The organism is Robertmurraya phoenicis, from assembly GCF_047302285.1.
In the GTDB taxonomy this organism is placed as follows: domain Bacteria; phylum Bacillota; class Bacilli; order Bacillales; family Cytobacillaceae; genus Robertmurraya.
The window spans coordinates 4,625,548-4,641,219 of sequence record NZ_CP154845.1; the positions used below are offsets into that span (position 1 = coordinate 4,625,548).

General features: G+C 38.8%; 15 protein-coding genes. 5 read left to right on the forward strand and 10 right to left on the reverse strand.

Annotated elements, in window-relative coordinates; all coding sequences use genetic code 11:
• Positions 1–18: 18 nt before the first annotated feature.
• Positions 19–951: an iron-hydroxamate ABC transporter substrate-binding protein gene (locus AA0X71_RS23080; RefSeq protein WP_413357595.1), complete on the reverse strand. Its 933-nt coding sequence runs from the start codon at positions 949–951 to the stop codon at positions 19–21.
• Entirely contained in the window at positions 902–1,747 is an 846-nt protein-coding gene (locus tag AA0X71_RS23085) for an ABC transporter ATP-binding protein (RefSeq protein WP_413357596.1), read from the reverse strand. Before AA0X71_RS23085 ends, AA0X71_RS23080 begins: the two co-directional genes overlap by 50 nt.
• Before the next feature lie 224 nt (positions 1,748–1,971).
• On the opposite strand from AA0X71_RS23085, the gene AA0X71_RS23090 reads away from it, so the two are divergent.
• Positions 1,972–3,021 carry an NAD(P)/FAD-dependent oxidoreductase gene (locus AA0X71_RS23090; protein ID WP_413357597.1) on the forward strand — a complete coding sequence of 350 codons (1,050 nt, stop codon included), beginning with the start codon at positions 1,972–1,974 and terminating at the stop codon, positions 3,019–3,021.
• 145 nt (positions 3,022–3,166) lie between these two features.
• Complete coding sequence (locus AA0X71_RS23095) at positions 3,167–4,012, forward strand: aldo/keto reductase (protein ID WP_413357598.1); 846 nt, start codon at positions 3,167–3,169, stop codon at positions 4,010–4,012.
• A 58-nt stretch (positions 4,013–4,070) separates the two neighbouring features.
• Here the strand turns inward: AA0X71_RS23095 and AA0X71_RS23100 are convergent, their stop codons facing one another.
• From AA0X71_RS23100 to AA0X71_RS23115, 4 genes are all read right to left on the reverse strand, one after another.
• Positions 4,071–4,748 carry an NAD(P)H-dependent oxidoreductase gene (locus tag AA0X71_RS23100; protein ID WP_413357599.1) on the reverse strand — a complete coding sequence of 226 codons (678 nt, stop codon included), beginning with the start codon at positions 4,746–4,748 and terminating at the stop codon, positions 4,071–4,073.
• A gap of 281 nt (positions 4,749–5,029) precedes the next feature.
• The gene (locus tag AA0X71_RS23105; RefSeq protein WP_413357600.1) at positions 5,030–5,554 is read right to left on the reverse strand and encodes a CBO0543 family protein; all 525 of its coding nucleotides are present in this window, start codon (positions 5,552–5,554) and stop codon (positions 5,030–5,032) included.
• Positions 5,555–5,706: 152 nt separating this feature from the next.
• Entirely contained in the window at positions 5,707–7,371 is a 1,665-nt protein-coding gene (locus AA0X71_RS23110; RefSeq protein WP_413357601.1) for a glycoside hydrolase family 13 protein, read from the reverse strand.
• Between the two features lie 125 nt (positions 7,372–7,496).
• Entirely contained in the window at positions 7,497–9,203 is a 1,707-nt protein-coding gene (locus AA0X71_RS23115) for a glycoside hydrolase family 13 protein (protein ID WP_413357602.1), read from the reverse strand.
• A 145-nt stretch (positions 9,204–9,348) separates the two neighbouring features.
• Here AA0X71_RS23115 and AA0X71_RS23120 point away from each other — a divergent pair, with 145 nt between their 5' ends.
• Positions 9,349–9,621: a ubiquitin-like small modifier protein 1 gene (locus AA0X71_RS23120; protein WP_413357603.1), complete on the forward strand. Its 273-nt coding sequence runs from the start codon at positions 9,349–9,351 to the stop codon at positions 9,619–9,621.
• A 4-nt stretch (positions 9,622–9,625) separates the two neighbouring features.
• The gene (locus AA0X71_RS23125; protein WP_413357604.1) at positions 9,626–9,898 is read left to right on the forward strand and encodes a hypothetical protein; all 273 of its coding nucleotides are present in this window, start codon (positions 9,626–9,628) and stop codon (positions 9,896–9,898) included.
• 158 nt (positions 9,899–10,056) lie between these two features.
• Here the strand turns inward: AA0X71_RS23125 and AA0X71_RS23130 are convergent, their stop codons facing one another.
• Positions 10,057–11,898 (reverse strand): aldehyde ferredoxin oxidoreductase family protein, encoded by a 1,842-nt coding sequence (locus AA0X71_RS23130; protein ID WP_413357605.1) that lies wholly within the window; start codon positions 11,896–11,898, stop codon positions 10,057–10,059.
• Positions 11,899–12,089: 191 nt separating this feature from the next.
• Here AA0X71_RS23130 and AA0X71_RS23135 point away from each other — a divergent pair, with 191 nt between their 5' ends.
• Complete coding sequence (locus AA0X71_RS23135) at positions 12,090–13,118, forward strand: ThiF family adenylyltransferase (RefSeq protein ID WP_413357606.1); 1,029 nt, start codon at positions 12,090–12,092, stop codon at positions 13,116–13,118.
• 37 nt (positions 13,119–13,155) lie between these two features.
• On the opposite strand, the gene AA0X71_RS23140 is transcribed toward AA0X71_RS23135, so the two are convergent.
• From AA0X71_RS23140 to AA0X71_RS23150, 3 genes are all read right to left on the reverse strand, one after another.
• Positions 13,156–14,613, reverse strand: coding sequence for a DUF4153 domain-containing protein (locus AA0X71_RS23140; RefSeq protein WP_413357607.1), 1,458 nt, complete (start codon positions 14,611–14,613; stop codon positions 13,156–13,158).
• A gap of 65 nt (positions 14,614–14,678) precedes the next feature.
• A complete protein-coding gene (locus tag AA0X71_RS23145) occupies positions 14,679–15,317 on the reverse strand; it encodes an HAAS signaling domain-containing protein (RefSeq protein WP_413357608.1) in 639 nt (212 codons plus the stop codon).
• The gene (locus tag AA0X71_RS23150; RefSeq protein WP_413357609.1) at positions 15,298–15,645 is read right to left on the reverse strand and encodes a PadR family transcriptional regulator; all 348 of its coding nucleotides are present in this window, start codon (positions 15,643–15,645) and stop codon (positions 15,298–15,300) included. Before AA0X71_RS23150 ends, AA0X71_RS23145 begins: the two co-directional genes overlap by 20 nt.
• Positions 15,646–15,672 lie beyond the last annotated feature (27 nt).

The following is a 15,672-nucleotide window of genomic DNA, read 5'->3' on the forward strand; positions in this document are numbered from 1 at the left end:
ATTATGAAGTCTATTCCATTACTTGCTATTTAAAAAGCTCTCAGTAAAGAATTCCAATTGGAAATCTAATGTGATCGGGTCATTGAAATAGAATTCTGATGCACTTGCTTCAAAAACGCGACCATTTTTTACAGCCGGAATGTTTTTATAGGTTTCCGTCTCTTTAAAGGAATTATCCACGCCATCAGAGCTTAAGATGATATAATCACCTGCATATTCAGGAATGACCTCTGTTGATAAAGCATAATACCCTTCTTTTAGAGCCATTTCTTTCACCTTCTCAGGCATGGCAAGTTTCATCTCTTGGTATAAAATCTCTGTACCACGGCCCCAGTTATCGCCGAAAACATATAATTGTTTATCAAAGTTTTCAAAAACTGAAACGGTCGCATCTTCCCCAATTTTTGCTTTTACATCTTCACCAGCTTGTGCTGCACGCTTTTTGAAATCATCGACCCAAGCTTCTGCCTCTTCTTCTTTATTTAAAAGCTTTCCAATTTCGATATGCTGAGTTAAATAATCAACATTTCCATACGTGTACGTGACTGTTGGTGCAATCGAAGCTAATTTATCAAGATTATTATTCGTCGGAGCAGCGATAATTAAATCTGGCTCCAACTCAATGATTTTTTCTAAGCTTTCATCTGTTACTTCTTCTGCATTCGTTAAATACGGTTCATAGCGCTTATTTGCTTTTGCCCATGAATCCACACCCACAATATTAACATCTAAAGCCATTACGCTACCAGCATTAAAGGAAGATAGTACGACAACACGCTCAGGATCAGCCGGTACCTCGATTGGACCATTCTCCGATTCATACGTTCTCATTTCAGAGACTTTTTTATCTTCATCGGCGTCTTTTTCTCCGCCAGTGTTTGATTCATTGTTCCCGCATGCACTAATAACGAGCACCGCCAACAGCATAAATGGAATGAGTAGTTTCTTCATTGTTTTCTTCTCCTCTAAGTAAGTTATATGTGATACACATTGGTTTATTAGTTCGTGGATCGCGTCCAATTTCAGCATCAATAGAGAATACCTTCTTTAACACATCACGATTAATCACTTCTTCACAGTTTCCTGCTTTCACAATTTCCCCAGCTTTTAAGGCAATCATGTAATCCGCAAAACGAGCGGCTTGGTTCAAATCATGGAGAACCATGACAATTGTCCGACCTTGCTCCACATTCAATTTTTGAAGCAGCTCAAGCACTTCTAGTTGATGCGCCATATCAAGATAGGTTGTAGGCTCGTCTAGAAAGATAATTTCTGTTTCCTGAGCCAATGCCATTGCAATCCAAACACGTTGCCTTTGTCCACCGGATAAGGAATCAACAGGACGATATTTAAAATCCTTTGTACCTGTCACCTCTAACGCCCAATCGATGGCTTCATAATCTTTCTTTGTAAGACGGCCAAATCCTTTTTGATAGGGAAAACGACCATAAGATACTAATTCGCCTACGGTTAAGCCACTTGCACTTTCCGGAGTTTGGGGAAGAATAGCCATTTTCTTCGCTAATTCTTTTGTACTTCCTTTGACGATGTTTTCTCCATCCAAAACCACCGTTCCAGATTGGTGAGGGATAATCCGTGTAATCGCCTTCAAAAGGGTAGACTTCCCACACCCATTGGAACCAATGATTGTCGTAATTTGGTTATCGGGAATTTCCACATTGAGCCCGTTTACAATGATCCGTTCACCATAGCCAATGCTTAAATCTTTCGTTCTTAGGCGTGTCATTTCCCTACCTCCTTAATTAAGCATATATTTCCAATTGATAATGATTTTCATTTATGTTTATGAGGTAAATATAAAGGGAATTACACCGTACGTCAATTATTTTTCTGAGTAATTCAAAAAAAATTCACTTTCATAAAAAGTTTCTTATTTATCTATTGCTAAAAATGATAGGGACGTTTATAGTTAAATGAGAATGATAATCAATAACATTTGAGGTGAACGGAATGGATAAACAAGAGCTATATGATGTAACCATTGTTGGGGGCGGTCCGGCTGGACTCTATTCTGCTTTTTATAGTGGTTTAAGAGAAATGAAGACAAAAATCATTGAATTTCAGCCACAGCTTGGTGGAAAGCTTCATGTTTATCCAGAGAAAATGATCTGGGATGTGGGCGGGATAACCCCTACTTCTGGAGAAAACCTTATTAAACAGATCGTCCAACAAGGATTAACTTTTAATCCAACGGTCGTATTAAATGAAAAAATAGAAGGTATTAAGCAAGATGAGAACGGAATTTTCGTACTACATTCGGCTTCAGGACAAAAGCATTATACGAAAACAGTGATTATGGCAATTGGTGGCGGAATTCTAAAACCACAGAAGCTGAAAATTGAAGGTGCTGAAAGATTTGAAATCACGAATCTTAATTACACCGTTAAATCATTAAAAAGATTTAAAGACAAAACGATTCTCATTTCAGGAGGAGGCAATTCTGCCATCGATTGGGCGAACGAATTAGAGCCTATCGCCAAAAAAGTCTACCTCACCTATCGGAAAGACAATTTATCTGGCCACGAGGCGCAAGTGAACCAGCTTTTAAACGGTTCGGTTGACTGCTTCTTTAATTCTAATATTACAAAGCTAATTGCTGAAAAGAGTCATGAATACATCAATAGTGTGGAGCTTACTAATCACGAAACTGGTGAGGTTTCATATGTTGAGGTTGATGAAGTCATTATCAATCATGGCTATGAACGAGATGCTGCTCTCTTAAAAGAAAGTCAGTTAAAAGTAGAGTTAGTGGATGACTATTATATTGCCGGCAACTCAACATGTGAATCATCCATTCCAGGACTATATGCCGCAGGGGATATTGTTTCTTATGATGGAAAGGTTCACTTAATTGCTGGTGCGTTCCAGGATGCCGTAAATGCAGTTAATAAAGCGAAACAATTTATTCAACCAGATGCAGCAAAAGGCGGCATGGTTTCTTCACATCACGAACTTTTCAAAAAGCGTAATCGTGAACTTGTTAAACAGCTTGTAAAATAATATACATTACGGAAAGTGGGGTCTTACTAAGACTTCACTTTTTCTATGTCCACCGATTATCAATCAAATTTTTGGAATTCCCTGAAAGAAATGTGCATAATAGAATGCGTAGTGATTTAGTTAAAAATGATAGGAGGATAACAAAATGCCAAAAAATCTACAGGATACAACTACATTGCATAACGGCGTGAAAATGCCTTGGTTTGGACTAGGTGTCTTCAAGGTAAAAGAAGGCTCTGAAGTGGTTGAAGCGGTGAAAGCTGCGATCAAAAATGGGTACATAAGCATTGATACAGCTGCCATCTACCAAAATGAAGAAGGTGTAGGGCAGGGAATAAAAGAATCTGGTGTACCAAGGGATTCCTTATTTGTTACCTCTAAAGTTTGGAATTCTGATCAAGGTTATGAATCCACACTTAAAGCATTTGAAACAAGCCTCCAAAAGCTTGGAATGGATTATTTAGACTTATATCTCATTCACTGGCCTGGTAAAGATAGTGCCAAATATAAAGAAACTTGGAGAGCATTAGAAAAGCTATACAAGGATGGTCGTGTACGCGCAATCGGTGTGAGTAACTTCCACGTTCACCATTTAGAAGATTTAATCGCAGATTCTGAAATCAAGCCAATGGTCAATCAAGTCGAATATCATCCACATCTTGCCCAATTGGAGCTTCGCGATTATTGCAAAAAGCAAGGAATCCAATTAGAAGCATGGTCACCACTAAAGCAAGGGCAACTTTTAAGTGAGCCGACCATTATGGCTATCGCTGAAAAATATCAAAAATCTCCTGCGCAAATCATTTTACGCTGGGATCTCCAAAATGAAGTCGTTACGATTCCAAAATCCATTAAGGAGCACAGAATCATAGAAAATGCCGATATTTTCGATTTTGAACTTTCCATTGAAGACATGGAGAAAATAAACGGTTTAAATAAAAACGAACGTGTTGGTTCCAATCCAGACGAATTTGAGGGCGGTTTCCAATAATATCGTTACATAGGAGTCCATAGACTGAGCTCTTTGCTCGGTCTATGGACTTCATTATTTAATCTACCCATTGCACAATATCTTCTAGCTTCTTCCTTGTTTTTGGACGTGGCTCCTTCGCTCGATAGCCAAATGCAACCATCACAGAAACACCAAGATGACCGTCCTCCAATAATCCTGCTTCCTCTAGAATCGCTTGCACTTTATCGAAATCAAATCCTTCAATTGGACAAGAATCAATTCCGATTTGCGCAGCTGCAGTCATCATATTGCCGAGCGCTATATAGGTCTGTTTACAAGCCCAATCGAAAATCGCTCTATCGCTTTCAAGCAAGTGCAAATCGTCTTCCTGAAAGCTTTTATAAAGCTCCTTGATCTGAGCGAATATTTCAGGTGGAAACTGTTTTACATTCAACATCTGGTCCTCTACATACTTACTATCGTACTTCGTATCCTTGATCGTTCTAGCAAGGATCAAAACGAAATGACTGGCTGTTGGAAGTTGTCCTTGCGCCCCCCACGAAACCTCTCGAAGCTTTTCTCGCAATTCACGATTTTGCACAACTAAAAATTTCCATGGCTCATAGCCAACTGAACTTGGTGATAATCGTCCTGCTTCTAAAATAAATTCGAAGTCACTGTCCGTGATCTTTTTAGTCGGGTCAAACTCCTTTGTCGCATGTCTAAATTGAAAGGCATCTAATATTTCCTGCTTCTGATTCTCATGGTTACTCATTATTGGGATACTCCTTTTTAAGATGATTTTGTATAATGGCTCATTATAAGGGAAAATATTGACCTTCGTACAACAAAATGCACTCAATTAAGCTAAAAAAATCAATCAAACGTTTGATCAAATTAATATCCCCGATTTCATGTTAAAAAGCAAAACCCTTGATATAACAACGTTTTTCATGTCAATTTAAAATAACATAATGCTAGCAATGTGCTAGGGTTTAGATAGCAAATTTATAGCACATGCTAGCACCTGTCCATATTCTCTCCCCTTCTTACCCGCTACCTCTTTTCAATCGGAATATGGGTAGGGATGTCAAATAACCACAGCCAAAACAGAGCCATCGGGATACTTAAAATAAATGTAAGTAGAGGTCTTTTATGATGTAGGCGTAGAAACGGGAACATGATACAGTCAAAGATGGCGCTCCAAGCAAGTGACCATCCATATTTATAGACAATCGTCCCTTGTGCTTGCATGATGTATTCAAATCCAACATATATCCCAATCCAGCATAAATAATGTCTAATAATTCTCCAGAAACCCTGACCTTCTGGATAACGAGATAGAAACATTAGAGCAGTAGCTGGGAAAACAACAAATGTATAACCCATCTCCAATAAGGTGAAGTTATACCAATCTATATCTGGTGTCATGCGCCAGAGCCAGTGTGCCGCACACAAAAAATTATACGTAAGGTTACCGAGGGCAATATATTGCATCGTTGGATACATAGGTTGCCAATTTTTATAATCTTTTCTGAACCATACCGCAACAATGCTAACGATCATAAGAAAAATATGCATAGACATTACCCTTTACCCTTTTTTCTTTTAGTTTGCACGTTACAGATGATTTCTTGTATAAGGAATTAAAAAAACCCTGTAAATTTATATAACCATCATCCAATACTTCAGATTTTGGCCATCCTAATCTACAGAGTTTTACCTAAAACCGGCTAGTTTAAACGATAGATTCGTGCTTCATATGGAGCAAGTACAAATGTTGTAACTTCTTCATGATCGCCAACGTCGAGATTGGCTAGAATAAGATTTGCCCAATCATATGTCACACCTTTAATTGGCTCTACTTCAAGCGAATCATTCGATAAATTACATAAAATGATCACTTTTTCATCCCCATAGGTGCGTGTATACGCATACAGCGAAGGATGCTCTTCTATTACTAAATCATATATACCATAAGTGAAAATTGGATTCAATTTACGGAGCTGAATCATTTTTTTATAAAAATTTAAGATTGAATTGGGGTCCTCCTTTTGAGCCTCGACGTTAAGCCCCTTAAAATTTGAATTCACCCCTAACCACGGTGTCCCCTTTGTAAATCCAGCATTTTCCTCAGCTGACCACTGCATTGGTGTTCTTGAATTATCACGGCTAGTCGCCCAAATGATCTCCATAATCTCATCTGGTGCTTTTCCTCTTGCCAATAGATCGGCATACAAACCTTTTGTGGAAACATCATCGTAATCTTCAAGCGATGGGAATTTCACATTTGTCATTCCTATTTCCTGACCCTGATAAATAAAAGGAGTTCCTTGCATGAAAAAATACATCATTGCTAATGAAGTCGCACTTTCTCTCCAATATTGTTGATCATTTCCCCATGTTGACACACTACGTGCCTTATCATGATTTTCGATAAATAAGGCATTCCAGCCACTTTTTTCTAGAGCTTTTTGCCAACGTGTCAATACTCGTTTTAATTCTAGAATATCGAGTGTTCTCGTATCAGAATCCCACAGGCCCAAATGCTCAAATTGAAAAATCATATTAAACTTTCCATCCTGCCCGTCTACCCACTCATGAATATCATCTATCCCTACACCATTTGCCTCAGCGACCGTCATAATGTCATATTTTGCAAAGGTTTCTTCCTTTAACTCGGTTAAGAATGGTAAAATTCCATCTACATTCATATACTTGCTCCAGGCTGGGACATATGAGCGTTCTTCTGGATTTTCATCATCGGAAAAGGTCAAATCCTTCTTAATATGACTGATCGCATCGACTCGAAATCCATCCACACCTTTATCAAGCCACCAATTAACCATATCGTAAAGAGCTGCACGAACGTCTTTATTCTCCCAATTCAAGTCTGGTTGCTTTTTAGAAAAGAGATGTAGATAGTATTGATTCGTTTCTTCGTCAAGCTCCCAAGCCGAGCCACCAAATATACTCCCCCAATTATTAGGCTCCTTCCCCTCTACTCCGTCTCTCCAAATATACCAGTCACGCTTTTCATTTTCTGTCGAAGAACGTGACTCTATAAACCATTGATGCTCATCACTTGTGTGATTGATAACTAAATCAATGATCAATTTCATTCCGCGTTGGTGCACTTCTTCCAGTAATTGATCAAAATCTTCCATTGTGCCGAAGTCTTCCATGATCTCTTGATAATCACTTATATCATACCCATTGTCATCATTAGGTGACTTATACATCGGACAGATCCAAATCACATCAATTCCAAGGTCTTGAATATAATCCAATCTCGACATCAATCCGTTTAAATCCCCTATACCATCACCGTTTGAGTCTTGGAAGCTACGGGGATAAATTTGGTAAGCAACTGCTTCCTTCCACCATTTTTTCTCCATATTATCCCTCTATTTCTACCTGGTATTATTCTCCAGATCTTATATTCATTTATGATGATTTACTTTTTAATACTTTATTTCTTTTATACCCCTTTAAGCGCTTCATTAAAACGACACTATCTAGGTTAACGCTTACTTTGAATAGCGAGAACAAAAGCCTCATACGGACGCACATCGATTTTCTCATCAGTTAATGGAAGAGCGTCATAATTTGCGATGATGATTTCTACAGCCTTAGCATCTACATCGCATGCATGCCATTCCAACTCCACAGTTTCTTTCGAAAAATTGGCTACAATGAACCATTCTTCATTTTCGAAAAGTCGTTTATAAACAAAAAGTTGTGGGTGATTCTCCATCAATAACTGGAAACTCCCATTGGTAATGATGTCATGTGTTTTTCTTAATTGGATTAATTTTTGATACGTATAAAAAATTGAATCTGGGTTCTCAAGTGCCTGTTCCGCGTTAATAAAAGATGTGTTCTCATTCATTTGAATCCACGGAGTTCCAGTTGTAAACCCACCATCAGAGGTCCATTGCATAGGGGTACGTGCGTTATCTCGCCCTTTTGCATAAATGCTCTCCATAATCTGTTCATGAGGGACACCTTGCTCCTTTTTTAGTTTATACATATTAAGGGTTTCGATATCTTGATAATCTTCAATCCGCTCAAACTTTATATTGGTCATTCCAATCTCTTCACCTTGGTATATATACGGTGTACCCTGTAACATATGGAGACAAATGGCTAGCATTTTCGCAGAACGTTCACGATATTCTTGATCGTTGCCAAATCGTGAAACGATTCGTGGCTGGTCATGATTGTTCCAATAGAGACTGTTCCAGCCTTTATGATGAAGAGCATGTTGCCATTTCTCTAGATTTTTCTTTAAATCTACCAACTGAAGTGGGCGAAAATCCCATTTTTCATGGGAGCCCTTATCTAAATCCATATGTTCAAACGTAAATACCATATTTAATTCATGGTTCTCAGGGTTGGTATAGATTTGCGCATCCTCCGGCGTCGCTCCCGGCGTTTCTCCAACCGTCAAAACATCATAATTTTGCAAAACGGTTTCATTCATTTCACGTAAATAGCTATGGATCTTCGGCCCGTTCATGAAATAGGGACTTCCATCTCCAAAAGCCTGATCTTCGTATTCGTCCCCCTCAGGAAGACGAACATCCTTTGAAATGAAATTAATGACATCCATACGAAAGCCACCAATGCCCTTATCCAACCAATATTTCATCATCTCATAAATATCTTTTCTTAAAGGCTCGTGCTCCCAATTTAAATCTGGCTGCTTTTTAGAAAATAGATGTAAATAATAGGAGTCCGTTGTTTCATTCTTTTCCCATGCCGACCCAGAAAAAATAGAGCCCCAATTATTCGGAGGGCTCCCATCCGTGCCCTCTCTCCAAATATAATAATCTCGATACTTTGAGTTTTTCGCTTTTCTAGACTCGACAAACCAAGAGTGTTCGTCAGAGGTGTGATTCACGACTAGATCCATAACAATGCGAATGCCTCTGCTTATTGCTTCTTCAATTAATTGGTCAAAATCATCCATACTTCCAAATTCACGCATTATCGCTTGATAATCACGGATATCATAGCCATTGTCATCATTCGGAGAATCATAAATTGGACTTAGCCAAATGACATCTATTCCGAGCTTACTTAGGTAATCCAACTTCGAAATGATCCCTTGCAAGTCGCCGATTCCATCCCCATTAGAATCCATAAAGCTTCTCGGGTAGATTTGATAGACAACACTTCGCTTCCACCACGGTTCTGTTACATTTATATTCTTTTCCACTTCCATTCACCCCATCTCACATTCATTGTAATGCTTATTCCTCGATTGCGCAATCGTTTGCACGAAACGCTTTCTTTTTATACTTAATGTCGTGACAAATCCGAATATTCTATTTAATATAGATATAAGGAAGTTGAAGGGGGATGAAATAATGCATGTAAAAGTATTTGCGAATCTCCGAGATATTTGTGGCGGAGTGTCTGTCCAAGTGGTGCCAAATGGAAACCGAATTATAGATATTTTAAATAAAATGGTCGAAATGTACCCAGAAATAAATGATGAGATATTCACACTAGAAAAAACACTAAAGCCCTTTGTCCATGTGTATGTGAATGGAAGAAACATCATCCATGCCAACGATTTAGAGACGGAGGTTCATGAAACCGATCAAATTGCCTTATTTCCTCCAGTCGCAGGCGGGTAAAAGAATGATTAGCCGCGAGCTTGAGTTCAGAGGAATTAATCATAACCATTTAAGAATGTACATTGAGGAGCTTGGTGGGAAGCAAATAAATGACGAATTTCCCATTCTTTTTGAAGGCGACAATTGGAAAATTGAAATCCTTCGTGAAGGAGAGCTTACCTTTACGTCCATTTTCAAAATCAATACGGTTCATATTCGATTTTCCGCTCTAACTGAAGAGGATCTTGAAAACCTGATCAAACAGTATCGATTTAAAACGACAAGGGTTGGCGGATAGGTTTAGTAGCTTCGACGAAGTTCCTACCGAAAAAACATGTAGTTTTGTATCGTTTTATCTAGTTTCATCCGTTTTTTTTAGATTTGTCACAAAGTTTTCACAAATCAATGCCCAAGTATCTATTCAAATACTTGGGCATTTGTTACGATTATTTTAGATTATAATTGTTCTGTTGAGGAACTACTTCCTTCAGAAAGAATACCGAGTTCAACTAATTTTTCCTCTGGAACGACACCATCCTTCCAGCCACGAACTTGATAGTATTCTTCTAGCATAATGTCCATTTTACTAACTGAACCTGCGCTATTTCCTGTTGCTGGTTCTTCTGTAAAGCGTTTCGGCAAGAAATCGTCCTCACGCTTATCGAAGCCAGCTAAATTATTGTAATACCGTTCTAAATTGTAAATTCGTTCTCCAGCAAGCATGACATCTTCAGCTGTCAGTTCTACTCCTGTCATTGTGTTGTACTGCTCAGCATAATGCTCGGCATTTTCAGAGAAAGAAGAGAATTTACAGATATTCATAGAATCACCGAATGCTAATAGATCTTGGAATATCTTCAGTAATTCTCCTTTGCCTTCAGCTGCAAGACGGTCCGTTGGCTCAGGAATACCCGCAATTTCACTCGCAACTGTATAGCCGCGTAAATGACAAGCACCACGGTTACTTGTTGCATAGCCAAGACCAATCCCTTGAATTCCACGTGGATCGTAAGCAGGGATGGACTGCCCTTTAACGGACATAGAGATTTCAGGATGTCCCCAAGCAGCAGCTGCACGCCAAGGTCCTTCAGCTAGAATTCCACCTATGCCTTCACGCAGCGCAATTTTCTTCGTTAGGTCGATCATCGCATCCGCATCGCCCCACTTCAACGTTTCATCAATGTAACCCTTTTCACTCGCTTCCATGGTAATTGAAAATGCGTGTCCAAGCTCAATCGTATCAATCCCATACTCATTACATTGATCGATCATATATGAGATGGCTTCCGCATCTGAAAGTAAGCAGTTTGTTCCAAGTGCCCAAGAAGATTCGAATTCGAAACTTTCCACTCTCGTTTTATATTTTCCATCAGCAACCTCTACTTCAATTTTACAGCCGACTGGGCAAGCATGACATGTATTATTGGCTACACGAATATTTCGGTGAACCCACTCTCCACTATGCTTTTCTGCTTCTTCCCAATGAGTTAGCTGTGAATTTTTTGTAGGAAGTGCTCCCACTTCATTGATGAGGTTGGTTAATACGTTTGTTCCATAGACGGATAATCCACCCTTATTCGGAGCCGTTAATCCACCATCAAGGATTGCTTTTACTGCTTTGCTATTCGCTTTTTTATACTCGTCCTTAAGCTTTGGCTCCGGCATATTTCCTTTTTGAACTGCCTTGATTACAATTGCCTTAAGTAATTTTGAACCAGCTACAGCTGCTGTACCTCCACGACCTGCGGCACGATCATGCTCATTAATAAAGCTTGAGAAAGTTACTTTATTCTCACCTGCTTGCCCGATCGTTAATACACTTAAGTCTTTTTCACCGTACTGATCCTGCATGGTTTTTACGGTTTCTCTTGTGCTTTTACCCCATACCGTTGAAGCATCTCGAAGCTCTGCCTGCCCGTTTTCGATATACAAGTAAACAGGCTTATCACTTTTTCCTTTGAAGATCACATTGTCTACTCCAGCCCACTTCAAACGAGCCGCAGTCCACCCACCAATATGAGAATCTGTTACCGTACCGGTAAGTGGCGACTTTGTGACAACAGCCATACGTCCGCTCATCGAAGAGCGAGAACCTGTTACAGGACCTGTCATAAAGCAGAGAATATTGTCTTCAGATAAAGGTTCCACTTCTGGGCCATTATCTAACACATACTTAACTCCAAGTCCACGTCCACCAATGAACTTCTTTGCATCCTCTTCATTAATTCCCCTGTAATCAATGGTTCCATTGGTCAAATCAACAACAACTTCCTTGTTTAAAAATCCGCCAAGACTCATGATTTTGAACACCTCTTTCCTTTTTTTATAAAAATCCCCTCATTATAATATAATTCTCCAAAAACTATGAAAATTCCTTTTCTTTTAAAACTAGAAATATTTTATTCTTTTATTTACAATAGGAGCAAGCAAGTTCACTTGATTTCTTTACTTTGAAAACCAAATCTTCATCCACAAAAAAGGGGGATAAGATGGACGGATTGGAGCGCTATTCACGACAAATACTTTTTCATCCTATCGGGGAAGATGGACAAAAGAAACTACTAACTAAAAAAGCAGTCGTGGTTGGAATGGGTGCCTTAGGTACGGTCATTTCCAATCATTTAGTCCGCTCTGGCGTTGGTCATGTGCGTTTGATTGACCGAGATTTAGTAGAATTATCAAACCTACAAAGACAAACTTTGTACGATGAAGACGATGCTAAGGATGGCCTACCGAAGGCAGTCGCAGCTTTTCATAAGCTACGTAAAATCAATTCCAGCATCACGATAGAGCCGATCATTTCAGATTTGAATTTAGAAAATGGAGTGGAACTATTACAAGACTTTGATGTCATTATTGATGGGACGGACAATTTTTCAACAAGATATTTGCTTAATGATATTTCGGTCAAACTCGGAATCCCCTGGGTGTTTGGTGCAGCCGTTTCGTCAAGAGGGATGCATGCGGTGATCATTCCAGGAAAAACACCTTGCTATCGCTGCCTCTTCCCCCAGATCCAAACAGGGTTAGGCGAAACATGTGATACAGTTGGTGTTCTTTCTCCGATTACAGAGATTATTGGCTCATACGAGGCCGTCGAAGCAATCAAACTGCTTGTCGGTGCACCACATAATCCACATCTGGAGCAATTCGATATTTGGCATAACTCATTTTTACAAATGGATGTTTCAGAAGGGAAAAATCCAGACTGTCCAACCTGCGTCCATCATCAATTTGAATTTCTTGACCGGTCTTCTCATCAACAAATCTCCTACGCTATTCTCTGTGGGCGAGATACGATTCAAATTAACCCACGAAATGTGCATGGTTTTGACTTAGAAGTTCTTGCTACAAAACTAAAAAATAGTGGTAAAGTCATAGCGAATTCCTTTTTAATTCGGTTCTCCCCAGAGGACGAAATTTCAATGGTTTTTTTCCAAGATGGCCGTGTCCTCATCCACGGGGTCGATGATATTTCGCAGGCAAAAGCCTATTATTCTCGTTATGTTGGTGGTTAATGGGGAAGCCCTCCGCACGAGACGGAGGGCTTCCATTTTAGAGATTCAATTTTTCTAGTTTTTCATATGCTTTATCTCTCGTATAATTTCGTGACTGCCAGGAGTCAGATTTCGTGTATGGAAGATCAGCTTGATATTGAGCTAGCAACTGTTTTAATTCAGGCACAGTTGGATCCTCTTCATATAATTCAATTAATCCAAGAACCCCTGTTGCAGACATATTCCCCAAATAGAAAATATCAATTTTCCCTGTTGTTTCATACCGTTCAAGATTCTGTTCGACGATAATCCGATCGATATTAATCACATTCATCCCAACATAATAAATCAGAGTGGCAATGAAATAAAAGTGAACCAGAGACAGCTTTTTAAGCCATATTTTCACAAGCGTGTATGCAAAAATCACCATGAGAAAGATCATAAATGAATGAGCGAGCACCCTTGTAAAAGTAAAACCATACGCCTCCTCGTACATCGTTAATCTCATATAAGCTGAGACGAGCAAAACTCCGCTACACACAACTAACAAAGATAGTGAAACGTTCACGACCTTTTGTACATTCCCAAGAAGCTCTTTCGTATTCGTGATGACAACGGTTGTCACCGTCAAGTTGATTAACGTCACGAATAATAATTCAAAAAATCCTCGTCGTGCATATTCGGCATAGGTATAGCCAATAGCGAGTGTTTCGCTGAAAAAATATTTGAATTGAATCGCAATAAAGATGACATAGACGACATTTAAAAGAATCAGAACAGTAACCGTGATAATCCCATCAAAAGAAATTGTCTTTGGAACCCCTTCTTTTTGCTCAACCTGAAAATTCTTCACGAGAAGAGCCTGCATAAATCCAAAAATTCCAAATCCAAAAACACAGATAATGATAAAACGGAAAAGATTATCAGTCCTAAAATTGAACAATTGAGGAAGTGAGTTTATCAATCTTTCAAAGTGTGCATCTGCTGAAATAAGTAAATTGAGCACGATGAACAGGACAGGAATCGAGATCACGATCCCAATTAACACTTTCTTTCCAATCTCATGACTCGCTTGTCTTTTACCCTTTTTAAGATGTTTAGTCAAATAATGAACAAATAAAAAATGATAGCGAATTCCATTAATAAGACGTTTGCAAATGAAGGCAATAAAAGAGAATTTCGTCCAGATGAACTTTCTTGGCGCCGTAATTAACACCAGATGAAAAATCACCAATGCTGGAATAAGGAGGATATTTAACAAATTAAAAAAGATCATGTCATACAAATAAAAACTTGCTGCCAAAAACCAAATCGCAATCAACACAAAATACCCAAGCCGCTGATGGGTAAAGGTGTGCGAACGAAATCTCCAGTAAAATAAGGCATAGAAGATCGCGATAAAACAAAAATACGATATTCCAATTTGTCCTCTAAAAAACGCCTCCTCAAAAACTACTCCTACCACTAAACAGAGGATTAGAAAAAACCAATCCACTTTTTTCAACATAAATTCCATTGTTCCTCACTCCATATCGTTTTTCTATATATATAGAAATTCTATGTATGTAGGTAAAAAAAAGCTTAGACTGAAGCTTTTTTTCCCCATCTATAACTAAACAAGCACACAGGGTATAACAGGATCGTCAAAATAATACAAAGCATGATGAAGGTTTTCGTTAACAAAGGACTAAACCACTCATGTGGAATAATTCGAAAAACTGTCAGTATCATAAGAGTTACATTCGGTATTAAAGCAAGGAGAAACGTTCTCTTCATTAGCTTTCTCCCTTTATGCCCAAAGCCCTTGCCAATTTCATAACCGAGTAAAGCCCAAAAAAACATGTAAATTAAAGCAATTAAAACAGGAAAAGACGTTAATTGAGTCCAAAGAAGAGTTAACCACTCCCAATGAAATAAATTGTGGACCAATGTTAGGAGTGCACCGCCTCCAAACAATAGAATATTAACAGCAATGAACAACCACTTCATATTACTTGGCGTAACAGACAACTCTTCTTTCCATACCTCAGCAATTTCTTTTGGCTCCCCGAATCTGGAATAGAAAGCGGCACGAATTTCTTCTTCCGTTTTCAAATGTTCAAGACTAACTAGAAGCTCCTCAAGATGGGCATCATATTCCTGCAATATCTCTTCTTTTTCATCATGATATTCGAGATAACTAGCCAGTTCGGCTAAAAATTCATTCTTCAGCTGTTCCATGCTTTTTTCTCCCCATAACCCTGTTCATAACAGAAACAAAATCATCCCATTCTTGGGTTCTCTCTAGCAGCATTTCTTTTCCAGCTTCCGTAATTTGATAGTACTTACGAGCAGGTCCCTTTTCTTGCTCCTGCCAATAGCACTCAATATATTCCTGCTTTTCAAGCTTATGGAGAGCTGGGTAAAGCGTTCCTTCTTTAAAAGAGAATTCATTTTCACTTCGCTTTTCCAATTCCTTTACTAACTCATAGCCATACATATCCTTGTCTGCTAATAACTGTAGTAATAAAAGAGACGTACTTCCTTTAACCAATTCACGATTAAACATTTTCTCACCTACCTAGAATTTTTAGGT

Bases quoted from the DNA above. Each gene is read 5' to 3' on its own strand.
- AA0X71_RS23080 (WP_413357595.1), bottom strand. From the start codon at position 951: ATGAAGAAACTACTCATTCCATTTATGCTGTTGGCGGTGCTCGTTATT.
- AA0X71_RS23085 (WP_413357596.1), bottom strand. From the start codon at position 1,747: ATGACACGCCTAAGAACGAAAGATTTAAGCATTGGCTATGGTGAACGG.
- AA0X71_RS23090 (WP_413357597.1), top strand. From the start codon at position 1,972: ATGGATAAACAAGAGCTATATGATGTAACCATTGTTGGGGGCGGTCCG.
- AA0X71_RS23095 (WP_413357598.1), top strand. From the start codon at position 3,167: ATGCCAAAAAATCTACAGGATACAACTACATTGCATAACGGCGTGAAA.
- AA0X71_RS23100 (WP_413357599.1), bottom strand. From the start codon at position 4,748: ATGAGTAACCATGAGAATCAGAAGCAGGAAATATTAGATGCCTTTCAA.
- AA0X71_RS23105 (WP_413357600.1), bottom strand. From the start codon at position 5,554: ATGCATATTTTTCTTATGATCGTTAGCATTGTTGCGGTATGGTTCAGA.
- AA0X71_RS23110 (WP_413357601.1), bottom strand. From the start codon at position 7,371: ATGGAGAAAAAATGGTGGAAGGAAGCAGTTGCTTACCAAATTTATCCC.
- AA0X71_RS23115 (WP_413357602.1), bottom strand. From the start codon at position 9,203: ATGGAAGTGGAAAAGAATATAAATGTAACAGAACCGTGGTGGAAGCGA.
- AA0X71_RS23120 (WP_413357603.1), top strand. From the start codon at position 9,349: ATGCATGTAAAAGTATTTGCGAATCTCCGAGATATTTGTGGCGGAGTG.
- AA0X71_RS23125 (WP_413357604.1), top strand. From the start codon at position 9,626: ATGATTAGCCGCGAGCTTGAGTTCAGAGGAATTAATCATAACCATTTA.
- AA0X71_RS23130 (WP_413357605.1), bottom strand. From the start codon at position 11,898: ATGAGTCTTGGCGGATTTTTAAACAAGGAAGTTGTTGTTGATTTGACC.
- AA0X71_RS23135 (WP_413357606.1), top strand. From the start codon at position 12,090: ATGGACGGATTGGAGCGCTATTCACGACAAATACTTTTTCATCCTATC.
- AA0X71_RS23140 (WP_413357607.1), bottom strand. From the start codon at position 14,613: ATGGAATTTATGTTGAAAAAAGTGGATTGGTTTTTTCTAATCCTCTGT.
- AA0X71_RS23145 (WP_413357608.1), bottom strand. From the start codon at position 15,317: ATGGAACAGCTGAAGAATGAATTTTTAGCCGAACTGGCTAGTTATCTC.
- AA0X71_RS23150 (WP_413357609.1), bottom strand. From the start codon at position 15,645: ATGTTTAATCGTGAATTGGTTAAAGGAAGTACGTCTCTTTTATTACTA.